We start from the raw sequence: 16703 nt of genomic DNA on the forward strand, positions 1-16703 counted from the left end.
TCGGGCCTCACGACAATCAATCGAAGAGATTGACAAGCAACCGTCTCCTAAACGCGCTCTTCTGGGGCGCGTTTTTTTCTGGTTATGGATGCAACCAGGTGCCCCCCCTCAATCACCCGTCAGGCCGCCCTGAACATCCATCTTCTGATCGGAAGAGGAATTTTCTCCGGCGGCAAAAGCCCCATCAGCATTTTCAACGAATACAGCCCGCTCAACAGGACAGCGAGAGAGCCAAGCGCCGTGGCCTGCCAGAACGGCAGGAAAAGTGTCGCACTAAAGATTAGCGCCGACGAGGCGATAAAGATCAGCCCGATTTTGAGATTGGCGGGGGACCAGCGGAATCCTGTCAGCCGGAGTGCGAAAAAGTAGATGAGTATGCTGTGCCAGAGGTAGAGCCCGAAAAACGCCGCTGCCGAGCCGACGAGGCCGAATTGCGCGACCAGCAACCAGGCAAGCCCGATATGCACCACGGTTGCGGCAACTTCCGTCCAGAAGAATATCGCCTGCTCGCCCTTCGCCGGTACGATGAACCCCATGGGCCATGCAATGATGCGAAGCAGCATTCCGAGGCAGATCCAGCGCAGCAGATCTGCTGCACCATAGAATTCCGGGGAATAGAACAGCCGCATGACGACAGGTGCAAATGTCAACGTTGCGAGGACACCGGGGCCGGCGAGCAGGATGCTAACACGCGCCTGTTCGTTGACCAGGCGGTTACAGGCTGCGTGGTCGCTGACAATCGCTGTCAAGCGCGGGTAGAAGTCCGTGCCCATCGCTTGCAGGATGAAGCCGGCGTAAAGACTGCCGAGCGCCCAGGCAGCCTGATACAGTCCTGCTTCGACAATGCCGCCGTGCTGCAAGACGATGAGACGAACGACGTAGGCGCTTGCAAGGGTGAGCAAACCGCTTGCCATGAAGACGAGGCCAAGTTTCAGCAGCTCCGCCAATTCCTGTCTGAACTGCGGAGCCGACAAGTTGGTCGCACTTTGCATCATCTTCCGGCTGTACCACCAGGAGACGAACAAGGTTACAGCGGCGATCGCGACGAGAGACGGTGCGACCCCGTCAAAGCCGAAAAAATAAACAAGGGGAATGGTGACCAAAGTTGCAAAAAGTGCAGTCAGAAGGTTGATACGGGCGAGAGTTGCGATTTCCCGCATGCCCTGGATCATTGCTGTCTGCCCCGCAGAAGCAACCCGAAAGAAAATCGCAAGCGAAAGAAACGCGACACTCACGGCATGCTGATGATCTCCAAAGGTCAGGCGCGCGACCGGAAGGGCAAGTGCCGCAAGCAGCAGGGTACCGGCTATGCCCAGAACGATGGATATCCGCTGAAGAATAAAGGCCGTTCGTGCAATTCTCTCGGTATCACCCGTCCCGACAGCCTCGGCAATTTGCCTGACGCCGCTGGACTGGACACCCAAGCCTGCAACGGCCTGGGCAATATCGGCGATCGAACTGTAGATGGCCATCAACCCAACGCCTTCGGGTCCAAGGATGACGGCCATTGCCTTATTGCGGATGATGGAAAATCCCACGGTTATCAATGACGATCCGCCGATCAAGGCTGTCGACTTGAGAATCTGCGTGTAGGTTTGCCCTTCAGACGGGGTTTCGCGCGCATTCATGGGGTTTCAAGCCTTATGCCTGCCGTGCAACGGCGGAGAATAATTGGGGTAGTCGCTCTCGATGATGCGCCGGACAACCGTTTCTACGCTTGATTGCCAACTGGGCGCGCGCCAGCCGAAAACCCTTTCGAACTTGTCCGTTGAAAGACAGGAGTTCGCCGGGCGTCTTGCCCTGGTCCGGTAATCGGAGGACAGGATATCTTCCACGTCTGCAGAAGGGCCGCCATGGGCTCGGCTGACATCAAAAACATGCCTGGCAAACCCCGACCAATTTGTCTCACCCGTCCCGCTCAGGTGATAAATTCCGGTATAATGTTTCTCTGGATATGTCGCGATGAGAAGGATCGCCGTTGCCAGGTCGAGAGCAGATGTCGGGCTTCCCCACTGATCGGAAACGACACCGATACTCTCCCGTTCGGCGCCAATGCGCAGCATGGTTTTGACAAAATTGCTACCGAACGGACTATAGACCCAGCTTGTGCGCAGGATTATGTGGCGAGGATTGACGCTCGCCACCGCGCGTTCGCTGCGCAGCTTGGTATAGCCGTACACGGTTTTCGGCTCTGCCTCGTCATCCTCCAGGTAGGGATAGGGGTCCGTTCCGGAAAAGACGTAGTCGGTAGACAGATGAATAATCGGCACGCGCAAAACAGCCGCCGCCTCGGCGACTGCGGCCGCGCCCGTCACGTTGATCGCGTAAGCGAGGTTGCGCTCATCCTCGGCTCGATCGACCGCAGTATAGGCCGCGGCCGACACGACGATTTCAGGTTTCGCTGCGAGAATTGCCTGTCTGACAGACGAGGGATCCGCGAGGTCGAAATCGGGCCGGCCGACGGTGACCAGCTCGATGTCATCCATGATGGCGGCGGCCTCGACAAGGCTGGTGACGACCTGCCCCTTCGTGCCGGTCACCAGGATTTTCATTGCACCGCCGCCAGTCGGCCAAGGCGGGCGCCAGCGTAAGTCCCTTCACGAATAGGCTTCCACCACCATTCATTGTCGAGATACCAGGCAATTGTCTGCGCGAGACCGGTTTCAAAACTCTCTTGCGGTTTCCAACCTAGATGGCTTTCAACTTTCGTGGTGTTCATCGCGTAGCGGCGATCATGGCCGGGCCTGTCGTCCACGAAACGGATGAGGTCACGATAGCTTCTTTGCTGATCGCGCGGCTTTACGCGGTCCAGAATGTCGCAGATTGCCTGCACTACCGCGAGGTTGGTACGCTCACAGCTTCCTCCGATGTTATAACTCTCACCGATCGCGCCTTGGCTTGCAATCAGTGCAAGCGCGCGTGCATGGTCTTCGACATAGAGCCAATCACGGACGTTCATTCCCGCGCCATAGATGGGCAGGGGTTTTTCGTCGAGGGCGTTCAAGATCACCAGCGGGATCAGTTTTTCCGGAAAATGGTATGGACCGTAGTTGTTCGAGCAATTGGACATGACGATCGGCAGGCCGAAGGTCTGATGCCAGGCGCGAACCAGATGATCCGATGCAGCCTTCGATGCCGAATAGGGCGATGACGGCGCATAGGGTGTCTGCTCGTCGAACGTGCTGTCGTCGAACGGCAAGTCGCCGAAGACCTCGTCGGTGGAGACGTGATGGAAGCGGAATTGGCGCTGTGCCGCATCGGGCAGTTGGCGCCAGTATTTCAACGCCGTCTGAAGAAGCCGGAAGGTGCCGACGATGTTGGTTTCGATGAACTGGGCTGGACCGTCGATCGACCGGTCTACATGGGTTTCAGCGGCTAAATGGATGACGCGGTCGATCCTTTCCCGCCTCATCAGCTCGCCCAAAGTGGCTTCATTGCAGATGTCGGCGTTGACAAAGCGATAATTCTGGCAGCTCTCGACGGACCGTAGCGAAGCCAAATTACCGGCATACGTAAGCTTGTCGACGTTCAGCACATTCTCGCCAATGGAGATGAGATGCCGGCAAAGAGCCGAACCGATGAAACCGGCACCACCAGTAACGAGGATGTTCATATCCTCCCCTCCCCGTGCATATCGAAGATTTCCGCTGTCTCAAGGGATGGCGCCATGCGATCGTTGTCGGAAAGCTGAAATGTGGACGCGTTCATCGGCCAGATGATGCCGATGTCGGGATCGTCAAAACGTATGGCGCGGCTATGGCTGGCCGAATATGGGCTGGTGACCTTGTAGACCACCTCGGTGTCGGGTTCGAGCGTGAGGAAACCATGAGCGAACCCTCTCGGCACCAGCACTTGGTTCCATTTGGCGGCAGAAATCCGCAGTGCGGTCCAATGCGCGAAGCTGGGGGAGCCGCGCCGGATATCAACGGCGACGTCAAAAATGGAGCCTTTTACCACTCGAACCAGTTTGTCCTGAGCGTAAGGCGGCAGCTGGTAGTGCAGGCCTCGCAATACCCCCGCTGCCGTGGAACGGGAGTGATTGTCCTGGACGAAATCGAGCATCACGCCATGTTCGGAAAGCAGCTGCGCGTTCCATGTCTCGGAGAAGAAGCCACGGTCGTCTTCGAACCTCGGCGGGACGATTTCCAGCACACCGTCAAGCCCGAGCGATTTGATCTGGAGGCTCATGCCGCATACTCCTCCACACGCCGTCGGAGATAGGTCGCATACGCGGTCTTGCCCAGCAGGCATGCACGCCGCAGGACGTCCTGTGGCTGGAGCCAACCCATATCCAAGGCAATTTCTTCTGGACAGGCGATCTGGATGCCTTGCCGGCGCTCGACGGTGCGCACGAACGAAGAGGCATCCTGCAGGCTATCGTATGTGCCGGTATCAAGCCAGGCGTAACCGCGGCCGAGTTGGCAGACATGCAGATCACCCCGCTCAAGATAGATGTTATTGACGGTGGTAATCTCGAGTTCCCCCCGGTTGGAGGGCTTGATGGAGGAGGCGATGTCGATGACATCGTTGTCGTAGAAATACAGCCCGGTCACGGCCCAATTGGATTTCGGTTCGATCGGCTTTTCCTCGATCGTCATTGCCTTGCCGGTCGCCTTGTCGAAGCTGACGACGCCATAACGTTCCGGATCCTCGACATGGTAGGCAAAAACGGAGGCGCCTTTTTGCCGGGCGGTGGCCTGCCGGCAAATGTCTGGAAGTCCGTGCCCGAAGAAGATGTTGTCACCGAGGATCATCGCGACATTGTCTTTGCCGATAAAGTCGCGGCCAATGATGAAGGCTTCGGCCAGGCCGTTCGGATGAGGTTGTTCGGCATAGGAAAGGTTGAGGCCAAAATCGGAACCGTCACCAAAAAGCTCTTGAAAACAGGGCAGATCACGCGGTGTGGAAATGATGAGAATCTCGCGGATGCCGGCCAGCATCAAAACGCTCAGCGGATAATAAATCATCGGTTTGTCGTAGATTGGCAGCATCTGTTTCGACACCGCAATCGTGAGAGGGTAGAGCCGTGTACCGCTACCCCCGGCGAGTATGATCCCCTTCATCTTGGATGCCCTGCTTCCTGTCTCGCGTTGCCCCTGGTGGTTCGATCCACACCACCGCCTGCCGTCATGTAAAATGCACGGTCCATCACTGGCTGGCCTGTTCCGATTGTATTTTCTGCTCAGCCACATCAGCCGGCGCCGGAGACACCTTGCGAAGAACCCGCACGACATCGCCTGGCTGAAGGACGGTTGTTTCTGATGCGGACATCTCCTTGACAGCCGCGCCTTCATGCCGCGTGACGCTGTAGGCCAACATCACCGCGCCGGCGTCGGCTTGCGAATCCGCGTCGGCCGACAGTGCTTGAAGCAGAAGTTTCTGCGTCGTCTCTCGCTTCAGCTTTTGCTGGTCGAGGCTGGCCTGCTCCGATTGGAGTTCGGAGGCAACCTCCGTGCGTTGCTTGTCGTAGAGGCCATCGAGGTTGCGTGTCGCTTCAGCGATGTTTTGGCGCGCCCGCATAATTGCGGTGACAAGGTCCAGGCGATTTCCGTTATAGTTGCGCATCGTGCGCTCAAGATCCGACTGGCGCGTCGGAAGGGCGATGCCGCGTTCGACCATGCCCTTGACGTTGGTCAGCTCTTTCCGGATCGATTCGATGTCCTCGTCCGTGCTGGCGATTTTCTGTTCTGTGATGGTGATTTCGGACGTCAGCAGATTACGCAGTTCAACATAGGACTTTGACTGCCGGTCCGTGTCATTCATGCGAGCCGCAAGGATGACCTTTTCCTGATCAAAAACTGCCGCAGCAAGGTTCGAGGGGTCCTGGGCATCCGGCTCAAAACGCATTTCCTTGGCGCCCGACATTTCCGCTTGCAGCCGGGAAATTCTGACTTTGCTGCGCAGGATCGAGTTATCGATTTCCTGCAATTGGCCAACATAGCCCGTTTTGTCGCTGTCCCCTTGTGACCCGTTCAACGGTCTAAATTCCCCGCCGCTCATCGCCAGTGATTGCAGAACAGTCAGTCCAGGATGAAATTTGTATTCGCCGGGTTTGTTCACATCGCCGACAACGTAGATCGGTGGTTGCTCGAGGATTTCGACGGTGGCCTCGGGTGTCTGAACAAGACCTATCTTGGTCTTCAGCTGTTTGGCGATTTCGGTAGCGAGACCCGCACCATCGAGATTGCTGACTGGCATGGTGCCGATGATTGGAAGCGAGACCGTTCTCTCCTCCGAAATCAGGAATTCGCCGCCGAGTGCATCCCACTTTTCGTAAACGCCCTTGGTGGGCATCCACTGGACCACTGTCAGGCGAATTTTAGTCTGCGGCGCGAATTGATCACTGTCCGCGAGAACAGGCGAAAAAACGCCACCGGATACACTTATGGCAACCGCGGCAACCACCGCACGGAGTGAACCACCGTAACGCCAGATAGATACACTCAATGTATTTCTCCAAGCTAAAAACGCCGAACTGCCCCGTGACCGGAGACAATAGTCAGCTTCCAGTGTGCCCATTCGATAAAGATTGAGAAGGGGAAGAGCGGTGGCTTTGCTTCATCAATATGGTTGAGAGCGGGATGCGAAGCCCATCGCGAATATGACGATGTCTATATCGATTGATCTAGACCGGTCTAAAGGCGGGTCGCGGTGGAAAAGGTGTAAAGAAGAAAGCAAGAGCTTACCGTCGCTTGGAGGCGCGTCAGGCTACTCTCCTTCTCCGTTTGGATGAGAGATGAGGCAGTGGCATGTCGGGACACATTGAACATCGATGATCCCGTCTCACCCCTTTTGCGCCGTCGCGGCCGTTCGCCGCCTCAGCTACAATCTCCAGGCTAATGCGTGGATTCCGCTCGATTGCCGCCATTAACGGCGCAGGCGAGCTCAGAGTAATGGGTACGGATATGATGTTGTTGGACGGGAATGAGCATGACGCTGCAGGATCCAGAAGACGAACCGGGCCACAACGAGTCATTTTGATCCTGGCGAACAGCGGGAGCATATCGGCCTCTCTTGTCGATGCAGTCGGGCGCGAATTTCCCTCGATACGGGTCGAACAGGTTGAGACGATCGCTGCAGCATGTACTGCCTTTTCTCATCCCGTCGCGCTTATCCTGATCGATGTAGCTCTGCTGAGGAAAGCAGAAGCGGCGGCGGCTGAGCTCGTGCGTCGACACCCACACGCTTTGACCGCCGTTATCGAGCCCTATGATAAGGTCTTGGTCACATCCTTAAGCGATGTCGCCAGTTCTCCCCTCATTCGCAGCGTCCTGCCAACGGATCTCAGGCTCGATGTCTGGCTGTCGATCATTCGGCTGCTGCTCTGCGGCGGGGAGTATTTTCCGCCGGGGCTGATCCTCCAGGCAAAGGCCCGCGACCAGAAATCAGCATTATACGCAGACAATGGCGCTGCCCTAACCGGAGCGGCAAATATGGCCGAACTCACCACACGCGAATCGCAGATCCTGGGAATGGTTTCTCACGGCCTCCAGAACAAGCTGATTGCTGCGGAGTGCGGCTTGTCGGAGCATACTGTAAAAATCCATCTGCACCACATCATCCGGAAATTGGGCGTCCACAATCGCACAGAGGCCGCAGCCCGGTTTCGCAGCCACCATGAAAGCAGCCGGGCGATGAATGAGAATTGAGCCGGGAGTGCCTCTGTAACGTCAACGGACTCGCATCGAGAGCCTGGAGAACCAGGAGGTCTCTTATCGGTGACAGAGAGGAGTATTCCCGTAGACTACGGGATTTTCGTCGTAGAACGCGAAATTGCCCCATTGGCCATCGCCGATTTGGTTATTGGTGATTTTGATCGAAGCGTCATCGACAGCGCCTCCGCCCTTGCGGCCGTCGAGATAGACGGTGTAACCGCCGCCAACCAGCCGGTTGCCGTCGACGTTGATGTTCGCCAGGCCGCCGAACTCGTTGTTCATCATCACAGCCGCGGCCTGGTCGTGGGAGTTGATGACGGTGTTGTGAATGATGTCGATGTCGTGGCCACCGTTGATCTCGATGCCATCGAAATGGGCATCCGGTCCGCCCTGAAGGCCGTAGATATAGTTATCGCGGATGACCGACGGTCCGGTAACGGCGATGCCGTTTTCGACGCCGTGAATATTGTTGCGCAGAAACGTGCCTTGACCCAGGACGCCGTTTTGAGAAGAGCCGCCGCCGTCGATCTCACTGTCTTTCAACGTAAAACCAGTGGAACCGTCCTGAACCCAAAGCGCGTGCCATGTGTTGGCGACGAGTTTGACATTCGACATCGTCACGTTCTTGGCCTGGATGACAATCTGGCCATGGATTTCCATGTTGCTGATCACAGCATTGTCTTGTGTGACGTAGTATGTTCCGGTGAATTTCGTCAGTGACGTGCCGGAGCAAATGTCCACGCTTTTGATGTCTGTCAAATCCGTAGTCATCGCGGAACCCGTCAAAAGCAATGAAAAAATGAGACCAAATTTGCCGGGATACATGTGATCCTCCTCGCTCCCGCTCAACAAAAATAGGTTCTTGCGAGGAGTACGCATGACAGAGTTATCAACAAAGGTTTGAAAGTGGGAAGATAGGCAAACTACGTCGGGCGCTATCCTTTCGATGAGGCCCGCATGCGCCAGACAAACGATATCGAAAAGCTGGGCAGATTGCCGAGCGGCTTGGTGGACGCCCATTGCAGAAATTGCCAAACAGCACCTTTGTGTATGGCACCGCTATCCACTGCGAATCGTAGGAGAGTTCCGGTTTCAATCACAGATGGAGATCGGGCTCTTTTGCCTGGACCCCAGGGAACAGATTGGGTCGATTAACGCGCACGCTTTGCTTACCCAATATGGCTGGGGAAATGCACCCATTGTCTAAGTTTGCGCGGCCCGAGACTTGGGCAATTGTCGTTCTTGAAAAAGTGACAGGATCGGCGGCGCAAAGGGAAATTCTCGGTGATGGACGTCATAACATCCCGCTCTTCAGCCGGCCTTTTGAAAACGGCTTACCGCGAAATCTCCAACCGGCTGGAGAAACTCAAGCGGGCACAACTCAGGCTGCTCTTGCACGATCGGCCTTCGGCCGCACCGCGTATCTTGTTTCTGACGCCGGACTACAACGTGCCAAGCGGCGGCATCAGGGTTATATACCGGCATGTCGACATTTTGAACGATGCGGGAATAAGTGCGTTCGTTCTGCACCAGCGTGCGGGCTTCCGGTGTACATGGTTTGAAAACACGACCAGCATCACAAATATGGGCAACGCCCAGATAAATCGAAGTGACCTTCTGGTCGTCCCGGAACTTGATGTGGATGTTTTAGGCCGTCTTTCTCCCGGTATAAAGTATGCAATCTTCAATCAAAACTCACATCTCACCTGGAAGCGTGCATCCAGCGTCGAGCTCAGCCGTTACATGGCGAACGACGATTTATCGGGCATCGTCACCGTGTCCAGCCACAACCAGGAAATGCTTGAATATTCGTTTCCAAATGCCGCGGTCCAGCGGGTCCATCTGGGTATTGACCCGGCGATTTTCTTTGCCGGCTCGGGAAACAGACCCCGCAGCATTGGCTATATGCCTCGCCGTGGACGGGAAGACGCGCGGCAGGTTTTCGAAATGCTTCAAGCGAGAGGATGTTTAAGAGGCTGGCAAGTTACAGCGTTGGACGGCCTTAGCCACGGGGCGGTTGCGGACAGGTTGCGCAGCACCCGCATCTTCCTCGCATTCACAAATCAGGAGGGGTTTGGCCTGCCTGCCGCTGAGGCGATGGCGTGTGGAAACTATGTGATCGGCAATCACGGCAATGGTGGGCGCGAGTTCTTTCACAACGATTTCAGTTGCTCCATCGATCATGGCGACACGCTTGCATTCGCCAAGGCAGTAGAGCAGGCGATCATTGCCGATCGTGAAGACGACGATTGGTGCACGCAGCGGGGGCGTGCTGCCTCCGAATTCATTTTGTCGAAATACACGCCTGAACAGGAAAAAACCGACGTCCTAACGCTCTACACCAAGCTTCTACGGAACGGTGGAGATAGCAAAAAATCCGCCGCGCCTATTCAGACGGAATGGGCGTCAACATGATCGCGACAAGCGAGGCGCGGGGAGCGCTACGGAACGTGGATATCCTTAGTCGCATCGCCCTTATTCCGAGCAAAGGTCGTATAGCGTGCGCGAAAACCCTTACGAGGGTTCCGAAAGTAAGCGTCGTCATCCCCTGCTACAACTATGGCAGATATCTTCGACAATGCGTTGACAGTGTGCTTACCGGACAGCCTGGCATCGAGTTGGAAGTCATCATCGTTGACGACAAGTCGACAGACGACAGTCTCCGGATAGCCAGAGAGATAGAAGCGGAAGACGCACGTGTCCGTGTTATCGCCCATGAGGTGAACAAGGGGCATATCACCACCTATAACGACGGACTCGATGCTGTAAGCGGCGAGTTCGCTCTGCTGATCTCGGCTGACGACCTGGCGACGCCGGGCGCCTTGACCCGCGCAGCGGAATTGATGGTCGCCAATCCGTCCGTCGGATTGGTCTATGGTACTGCAATTCATTTCCACGATGCGCGGCCACCGGCTCGAACAGATGGCAAGGCCTGGATCATTTGGCACGGTATCGACTGGCTGAGGGTTCGCTGCAGGTCGGGCTATAATGTCGTCGCATCGCCGGAAGTGATCATGCGCACGTCACTCCTCAAGGAGTTTGGAGGGTACAGGCAGGATCTGCCGCATGCCGGCGACTTCGAGATGTGGCTGAGAGCTTCAGCGGTATCGGGAGTGGGTTTTCTGGTCGGCGTCGATCAGGCGTACTACCGTCATCATACTGCAAACATGAACAGTACCATGTTTAGCTCGGGGACCCCCAAAGGGCAGCTCATAGACGTCAAACAGCGCTGGCATTCTTTCGAGGCGATATTCGCCGGGGTCGGTTGTCAGGTCGATGGCGCGGTCAATCTGCTCCGCACCGCGCGAAAGACCTTGGCCAAGCAGGCACTCGAACAAGCCAACTATGCCTTTGCTCGAGGCTTCAAGGACTTTCCCGTGGATGAGTTCGAAGCCTTCGCGAAGTCGATCCAACCGAGCGTCGAGTCCACAAGGACCGGGAGGGCACTCGCCCGGCGCCGGCGACTGGGTATGGTACCTCTGCCGCTCCACCCGCTCTGGGCTGCGTCAGCGATCGCGTGGCGCCTTAAAGAACACGTCCGGCGCTGGCGCAGAGCAAAGATTGGCATCTAACAGCTTTGGCAAGATACGGCGATGAACGATAGGGTCGCTCTGGGTCCTTTCACCCGCATCAGAGCCCAAGACGCCATTGCGCGGCGAACGGACCAAGTTCACGAGGGAATATCCTTCATTGCAGGAATTTCCCGGACCTGACTGTTGGTAGGTTTTGGCCTCAATCCCGGAAGGCAATCCGCAGGAGCTTCACCTCAATAGTGCTCGTCATACATCTTTGGAGTTAGCTCTTTCGAATACGGTGCATGGCACACAAGCAAATGCGCAAGGGTCCTAGCAATTCGATCAGATCGACGGTCGCAAGAATATCCTGCTCTATTGGGGCAAGCGCAGTTGTTGGTCTTACGCTCACTATACCGGCGCTCAATCGGCGGGAGTGTCCTACATGACGAGAGCCTCGGCTCAACTACAGGTCGGTTCGCGTCGCTCTCCGTCGATGACGAATATCTCTCCTCGCCCCAGCCAAACAATCCCAAGACGGGCATATGCAGCAACATCAGAGCAAAAAAAGCTCTCCCTATTTGCGGCCGTATTCCTGGTTTGCGTGTTCATTCCTTGGCTTTGGAAGATTGGGTCTCTCGTCCTCTCGCCCTACCGTCTCGTCTTGCTCGTTGGTTTTGTGCCCTGCATGTTTCTGTGGTGCTCTGGAAAAGTGGGAAGGATCAGAACGCCAGACATTATGATCGTCTTCTACTGCTTGTGGTGTGCCCTCAGCCTCAGCGTCGTGCACGGCGTTCCGACTGGCGTGCAATCCGGCGGTGTTATAATTCTGGAAAGCGCGGGGGCATATTTTTTCGGCCGCTGCTTCATCCGGGGTCCAGAGCAGTTTTATGCCATGACCCGGTTATTTCTCATCATTATCGCAATCATGTTTCCGTTCGCACTTCTGGAAACTTTATCGAATACCAACGTCATACTTTATCTGTTTTCAAAGGTCTTTTCTGTCCCACCGGAATCTTTCAAGGAGGCTAGGTGGGGATTAAGGCGCGTCCAGGGCGTCTTCGAACACCCAATCCTTTTCGGTGTATGCTGCGGCGCGATGCTTTCGTTGGTGCACATGGTCTACGGCTCCGCTCAGTCGACGGCGAGGCGATGGTTTGCAACAACGCTCGTTTTAACGACGGCTTTCCTGTCGCTCTCGTCTGGACCCATCACCGCCCTTCTTGCCCAGATATCGCTCATTGCCTGGAACTGGTTGTTCGCTAAAGATGCAAGGCGTTGGCGATATCTCTGGATAGTCTCCCTGTTGATGTATGCGCTTATGTCGCTTGTATCCAACCAGTCTGTGTTTGAGCTCCTGCTGACGCATTTTTCCTTTGAACCGGCGTCAGCATATTATCGCGTTCTCATATGGAGATTTGGATCTGGATCTGCTTTGAACCATCCGCTTTTCGGTGTCGGCTTTGGCCGTTGGGACCGTCCGGCGTGGATGCCTCCCAGCATCGATATGTTCTGGCTTTATCAAGCCGTGATATTCGGCCTGCCCGCGGCAGCATTCATGATGGGTGGTTTCATAACCATGTTTATCGCGATTGCCTTTCATAAAGCACGTGATGAGCAACGCCTGCGGTATAGGACCGCTTACTTGATTATGATGACGGGGTATTTTCTCGTCGGATGGACGGTCCATTTCTGGGATGCAACGTATGTACTTTTCCTGTTTCTTCTCGGCAGCGGTGGTTGGCTGCTTGAAGATGCGGAAGACGAACCTCCATCGAGGCGAAGGATTGTTGACCGATCCTTTCGCGCAAAGAACAGCATGACCGTGGCAAGGCCACCCCTTGCCGGAAGATAATTATTGGCGGCTGAGCGCCATGTAAAAGCGCTGATGCTTTTACTGCGCTTGGACTTTGAAGCGAGGTTGCAGATTTCGAAACTGCATCTGGCGCCGGTACCGCCGAACGTAAGCCCGGTACCACTATTTACTGCCTTGTTTTGCCCCTTATCCGCTGTGTAGCGTGATCGGCGGTCAAGCTTTACTGACAGACACCGCTCTCTGGAACGCTCTGATGATAAACAAGGAAATCATTCTGAATTTTCATGGTATCGGCAAGCCTCATGCGCAGGTTGGCCCGGATGAAATCCCCTATTGGATCGGAGAGGATTTCTTCGACGACATTCTGGTTCTCGCCAAGGGCCATCGGAATAGCCGTATGGTTGTTTTCACATTTGACGATGGGAACCGGTCTGATCTGACAATAGCAGCGGAGCGGCTGCAGTCGCGGGGGCTGACAGGCAAGTTCTATGTGCTTGCCAGCAGGTTCGGTTCCCAACATTACCTTTCTCGCGATGATGCCCGCCGTCTTTGCGAGACCGGCATGGAAATCGGTCTTCATGGACGCGACCATGTCGATTGGCGCACCGTCGCTTCGGATCAGCTGGCTGATGAGACAATCGCCGCAAAACAGGAGATTTCGGTGGCTATCGGACGAGCTGTGGACAGCGTCGCTATTCCCTTCGGCGCCTACAACGCTCGTGTCATCAGGCATCTCAGGGCGTGCCAGTTCGAGCGGATTTATACGAGCGATGGCGGCGTTGCTTCGGCGCGCAACCAGATCCGCAACCGGACATCCATACGTTCAAATATGGGCATTGCCGACGTGCTGGCGATTTTGGATGAACACGAAGCGACAACAACGCGTGCAAGACGCTTGGTTTCCACGACATTACGTCGATATCTGATTTGAGTCTGCCCCATGGTATTGGAAAAGTTCATTCGCGGAATGTGGACGCGCCTCTGGCTTCGGCGTTCGAAGTTTTCGGGGCGTTATGGCGATCTTGAGCGATTGTACGCGCTCAGGGATCCATGGAACCTGTCGGGCTCCGGCGAGCAAAGCCGGTTCGAACAGACGAATGAACTCATTGCGGAATGGGTGCCGGATTGCCAAAGCCTGCTTGAACTCGGCTGCGGCGAAGGACTGCAAACGGAGCACCTGACGCGCATCAGCAAATCTGTGGCGGGGTTAGATATCAGCGCTACGGCAATCGGCCGCGCGCGCAAGCGATTGCCATCAGTGGAGTTTAAGATTGGCCGTGGAGAAGATGCCGCCAGATTGTTTCCCGGCCAGAAATTTGATCTCTTGACCGCTTTCGAAATGCTTTATTATTCGCCAGACATTCCTGCCATGATCGTCGAGATGCAACGATTGAGCGATACGCTGCTGGTAACCAACTATGCAGAAAGAGCCCACGTCATGGGCCACCACTTTGAGGGGCCCGGATGGCAGCGTGTGCGGTCGATCAGTGCAAACGGGCAACGTTGGGATTGCCACCTTTGGCGCGCTAGGCGGCAATAGTTTCCCGCCTATGATCCTGGGGGATGCACCTGGTCCCAATCATGATCAGCCTTTGAAAAATGCCATCGGTCCTTATAGCGAGCGACTGCGGCCGCAGCTTGCGGATCGTTGGTGACAACCGTCGGGCGGTGCACCTTGACCGTCACAAACCCCAACGCCTTGAGTGCAGCAATATGTGAGGGATGTGAAGCGCCGGCAACGATCGCTTCACAGTCTGGCTCCATGGCTCTCACCGCATGTGCAGACATTGCCGATATGGCTTCGACATCATCCGGGTCCGCGACGATGTCAACAAGCGTTCCAAACGGCAGTTCGCTGGGTTCTGGCATTCGCCATATCGCGAACCCGCGGGTTTTTCTGCCGTGGTCACAGTGAACGCTTTGATATTGGAGATCCGGCGCATTATCAAAACGCCACTGACAAAATTCACTTCCTCTGTCGAAAAGTGCTGGGATCTTAGACATCGCCCTTGTGAAACCTTCATCGGCAATCTCCGGCGCGACGCGCTCGACGTCCCAAATTTCCGCCACTCCCGAAAGCGGTTTACGCAGAGCGTTATAGCTTCGGAAGGCTTTCGTCCCTATCGCAGCGACAGCCGGTCCGAGCATCGATCCGCCAAGCAGGCCACCCACCATTCTTAACAGGGGCCGATGCGCTGCCCTCGTGTCGATAAGTGATGATACAGTCTTAGCTGATAGACGGTGAATCCGCGCAAATTGATAAACGGGGCCAAGTGTTATGCACCCCGCCCTCTCGGAAATTCGCCGGGTGGCATCCGCCATTGTTAGCGTCACCAGGGTCCGGCCGCTTGCCCTGATCGCATCATGAATTTTATGGCCAAGGCCACCACCGCGATGATCGGGGTGGACCATCACATCGACAACCCAGTCAGCTGGGTATGCGGAACCGTCAATCCACATTCTACCCGCCTGAAGCGCAATCTGACCGACCACCTGGCCGTCGTGGACCGCGATCCACACGGGAACCAGGCCACCCGCTTCCTTGGCATAGGGGTTGTCGACAAATTGCCAGCGCCAGCGGCTCTCCTGCTTATAGTGAGCCGACGCGCCATAACAAACGTTGATGAAAGGCTTGATAAGAGGCCAGTCGCCAAGTCGCGCTTGTCTTATTTCGTACATCCTGCCGCCCACCCCGATTTCCGCCGATAGTAATCTTGGCAATGCCGTCCGTCGATCAGCAAAATTGATGACCAAAACCGGTAACATCAGCGTTCTTGTCGGTCTCGACATTCACCTGAGCCCTATATCGAGCACAGCGGGGTACTGCCGGCCATGCGAGGGGCCGGGCGGTCCAAGGGTCGGGGCTCAGTGCAGCGTTATTCAAACACGATGACGAGCCGCTTCCATTAACTTTCTGTTAACCACTTCTTCGCTACATCAAGGCAACAGAAAATTTACCAAGTTGAATGATGTGTTAACACAATCCCGGCCGATCCGTCTTAAGGGGCGCTCTTTCCTTGCGCTTGCACTCACGCCAGAACTGCCGTTCGAAGACTGGCTTGTCCAGCTCGATGCGCTTGCTTCCCGTTCCGCCGGGTTCTTCCTGCGGCGACCAATTGTGCTGGACGTTCAAGGGCTTGAGATCGATCGATCGCAACTGCGCGATCTTGTCAATCAATTGGGCGCGCGCAATGTCAGAGTGATGGGGATCGAAGGCGCGCGCTCGTCAATGCTCGGCCCGGACCTACCGCCCCCGATGCAGGATGGGCGCGCGGCTTCAGACGTTGAATTGCCGAATGGCGAGGAAACGGAAAAGGTCGCCGCTGCCGAGAGCGTTGTAGTCTCTGGTCCGCCGACAAAGGCAACGCCATCAATTGTTGTCAACCAGCCTGTTCGTTCAGGGCAGTCGTTCTTCCACCCCGATGGCGACATGACCATTGTCGGCTCGGTGGCATCTGGTGCGGAGGTGGTTTCCGGGGGGTCCATTCATGTCTACGGCGCTCTCAGAGGCCGGGCAATGGCTGGCACCACGGGCAATGCCTCGGCGCGCATCTTCTGCCGCAAGTTTGAAGCGGAGCTGATTGCGATCGACGGATTCTACCAGACAGCCGAGGACATGGATCCGCGGCTGCGTGGAAGAGCGGTCCAGATCTGGCTTGAAGGCGAGACGCTCAGGGCTGAAGCGCTCAGCTAAATATGAAGACGTATTCCTGTTGAATT

The 16703-nt window shown here is 56.0% G+C and carries 15 protein-coding genes; 7 read left to right on the forward strand and 8 right to left on the reverse strand.

Annotation, left to right across the window (positions count from 1 at the left end; genetic code table 11):
• Nucleotides 1-119: 119 nt before the first annotated feature.
• The 6 genes from ACQY8Q_RS05505 to ACQY8Q_RS05530 form a co-directional block, all read right to left on the reverse strand.
• Nucleotides 120-1628 (reverse strand): O-antigen translocase, encoded by a 1509-nt coding sequence (locus ACQY8Q_RS05505; protein WP_428425437.1) that lies wholly within the window; start codon nucleotides 1626-1628, stop codon nucleotides 120-122.
• Between the two features lie 6 nt (nucleotides 1629-1634).
• Nucleotides 1635-2552: a dTDP-4-dehydrorhamnose reductase gene (gene rfbD / locus ACQY8Q_RS05510; protein WP_428425439.1), complete on the reverse strand. Its 918-nt coding sequence runs from the start codon at nucleotides 2550-2552 to the stop codon at nucleotides 1635-1637.
• Nucleotides 2549-3613, reverse strand: a complete 1065-nt coding sequence (gene rfbB / locus ACQY8Q_RS05515) for a dTDP-glucose 4,6-dehydratase (protein ID WP_428425441.1) — start codon at nucleotides 3611-3613, stop codon at nucleotides 2549-2551. The genes rfbD and rfbB overlap by 4 nt, the downstream gene beginning before the upstream one ends.
• Entirely contained in the window at nucleotides 3610-4188 is a 579-nt protein-coding gene (gene rfbC / locus ACQY8Q_RS05520) for a dTDP-4-dehydrorhamnose 3,5-epimerase (protein ID WP_428425443.1), read from the reverse strand. The genes rfbB and rfbC overlap by 4 nt, the downstream gene beginning before the upstream one ends.
• Nucleotides 4185-5063, reverse strand: a complete 879-nt coding sequence (gene rfbA / locus ACQY8Q_RS05525) for a glucose-1-phosphate thymidylyltransferase RfbA (RefSeq protein WP_428425445.1) — start codon at nucleotides 5061-5063, stop codon at nucleotides 4185-4187. The genes rfbC and rfbA overlap by 4 nt, the downstream gene beginning before the upstream one ends.
• An 85-nt stretch (nucleotides 5064-5148) precedes the next feature.
• The gene (locus ACQY8Q_RS05530; RefSeq protein ID WP_428425447.1) at nucleotides 5149-6519 is read right to left on the reverse strand and encodes an exopolysaccharide biosynthesis protein; all 1371 of its coding nucleotides are present in this window, start codon (nucleotides 6517-6519) and stop codon (nucleotides 5149-5151) included.
• Between the two features lie 386 nt (nucleotides 6520-6905).
• Between ACQY8Q_RS05530 and ACQY8Q_RS05535 the strand changes: the two genes are divergently transcribed.
• Nucleotides 6906-7649 carry a helix-turn-helix transcriptional regulator gene (locus ACQY8Q_RS05535; protein ID WP_428425449.1) on the forward strand — a complete coding sequence of 248 codons (744 nt, stop codon included), beginning with the start codon at nucleotides 6906-6908 and terminating at the stop codon, nucleotides 7647-7649.
• Between the two features lie 63 nt (nucleotides 7650-7712).
• Here ACQY8Q_RS05535 and ACQY8Q_RS05540 read toward each other — a convergent pair whose 3' ends face one another.
• Entirely contained in the window at nucleotides 7713-8690 is a 978-nt protein-coding gene (locus ACQY8Q_RS05540; RefSeq protein ID WP_428425451.1) for a right-handed parallel beta-helix repeat-containing protein, read from the reverse strand.
• A 252-nt stretch (nucleotides 8691-8942) separates the two neighbouring features.
• Between ACQY8Q_RS05540 and ACQY8Q_RS05545 the strand changes: the two genes are divergently transcribed.
• The 5 genes from ACQY8Q_RS05545 to ACQY8Q_RS05565 all read left to right on the forward strand — a co-directional run bounded on the left by ACQY8Q_RS05545 (nucleotide 8943) and on the right by ACQY8Q_RS05565 (nucleotide 14523).
• A complete protein-coding gene (locus ACQY8Q_RS05545; protein ID WP_428425580.1) occupies nucleotides 8943-10070 on the forward strand; it encodes a glycosyltransferase in 1128 nt (375 codons plus the stop codon).
• A complete protein-coding gene (locus tag ACQY8Q_RS05550) occupies nucleotides 10067-11227 on the forward strand; it encodes a glycosyltransferase family 2 protein (RefSeq protein WP_428425453.1) in 1161 nt (386 codons plus the stop codon). The genes ACQY8Q_RS05545 and ACQY8Q_RS05550 overlap by 4 nt, the downstream gene beginning before the upstream one ends.
• Before the next feature lie 385 nt (nucleotides 11228-11612).
• Entirely contained in the window at nucleotides 11613-13022 is a 1410-nt protein-coding gene (locus ACQY8Q_RS05555) for an O-antigen ligase family protein (protein WP_428425455.1), read from the forward strand.
• Between the two features lie 214 nt (nucleotides 13023-13236).
• Nucleotides 13237-13914, forward strand: coding sequence for a polysaccharide deacetylase family protein (locus ACQY8Q_RS05560; RefSeq protein ID WP_428425457.1), 678 nt, complete (start codon nucleotides 13237-13239; stop codon nucleotides 13912-13914).
• A gap of 9 nt (nucleotides 13915-13923) precedes the next feature.
• Entirely contained in the window at nucleotides 13924-14523 is a 600-nt protein-coding gene (locus tag ACQY8Q_RS05565) for a class I SAM-dependent methyltransferase (protein ID WP_428425459.1), read from the forward strand.
• Between the two features lie 8 nt (nucleotides 14524-14531).
• Here the strand turns inward: ACQY8Q_RS05565 and ACQY8Q_RS05570 are convergent, their stop codons facing one another.
• The gene (locus ACQY8Q_RS05570; RefSeq protein WP_428425461.1) at nucleotides 14532-15773 is read right to left on the reverse strand and encodes a GNAT family N-acetyltransferase; all 1242 of its coding nucleotides are present in this window, start codon (nucleotides 15771-15773) and stop codon (nucleotides 14532-14534) included.
• 172 nt (nucleotides 15774-15945) lie between these two features.
• Between ACQY8Q_RS05570 and minC the strand changes: the two genes are divergently transcribed.
• Nucleotides 15946-16677 (forward strand): septum site-determining protein MinC, encoded by a 732-nt coding sequence (gene minC, locus ACQY8Q_RS05575; protein ID WP_428425463.1) that lies wholly within the window; start codon nucleotides 15946-15948, stop codon nucleotides 16675-16677.
• The last annotated feature ends 26 nt before the right edge of the window (nucleotides 16678-16703 follow it).

The organism is Pararhizobium sp. (assembly GCF_965279435.1).
Lineage (GTDB): Bacteria > Pseudomonadota > Alphaproteobacteria > Rhizobiales > Rhizobiaceae > Pararhizobium.

Coding starts and splice junctions, on each gene's coding strand:
- ACQY8Q_RS05505 (WP_428425437.1), bottom strand. CDS start 1,628: ATGAATGCGCGCGAAACCCCGTCTGAAGGGCAAACCTACACGCAGATT.
- rfbD (WP_428425439.1), bottom strand. CDS start 2,552: ATGAAAATCCTGGTGACCGGCACGAAGGGGCAGGTCGTCACCAGCCTT.
- rfbB (WP_428425441.1), bottom strand. CDS start 3,613: ATGAACATCCTCGTTACTGGTGGTGCCGGTTTCATCGGTTCGGCTCTT.
- rfbC (WP_428425443.1), bottom strand. CDS start 4,188: ATGAGCCTCCAGATCAAATCGCTCGGGCTTGACGGTGTGCTGGAAATC.
- rfbA (WP_428425445.1), bottom strand. CDS start 5,063: ATGAAGGGGATCATACTCGCCGGGGGTAGCGGTACACGGCTCTACCCT.
- ACQY8Q_RS05530 (WP_428425447.1), bottom strand. CDS start 6,519: ATGGGCACACTGGAAGCTGACTATTGTCTCCGGTCACGGGGCAGTTCG.
- ACQY8Q_RS05535 (WP_428425449.1), top strand. CDS start 6,906: ATGATGTTGTTGGACGGGAATGAGCATGACGCTGCAGGATCCAGAAGA.
- ACQY8Q_RS05545 (WP_428425580.1), top strand. CDS start 8,943: ATGGACGTCATAACATCCCGCTCTTCAGCCGGCCTTTTGAAAACGGCT.
- ACQY8Q_RS05550 (WP_428425453.1), top strand. CDS start 10,067: ATGATCGCGACAAGCGAGGCGCGGGGAGCGCTACGGAACGTGGATATC.
- ACQY8Q_RS05555 (WP_428425455.1), top strand. CDS start 11,613: ATGACGAGAGCCTCGGCTCAACTACAGGTCGGTTCGCGTCGCTCTCCG.
- ACQY8Q_RS05560 (WP_428425457.1), top strand. CDS start 13,237: ATGATAAACAAGGAAATCATTCTGAATTTTCATGGTATCGGCAAGCCT.
- ACQY8Q_RS05565 (WP_428425459.1), top strand. CDS start 13,924: ATGGTATTGGAAAAGTTCATTCGCGGAATGTGGACGCGCCTCTGGCTT.
- ACQY8Q_RS05570 (WP_428425461.1), bottom strand. CDS start 15,773: ATGTCGAGACCGACAAGAACGCTGATGTTACCGGTTTTGGTCATCAAT.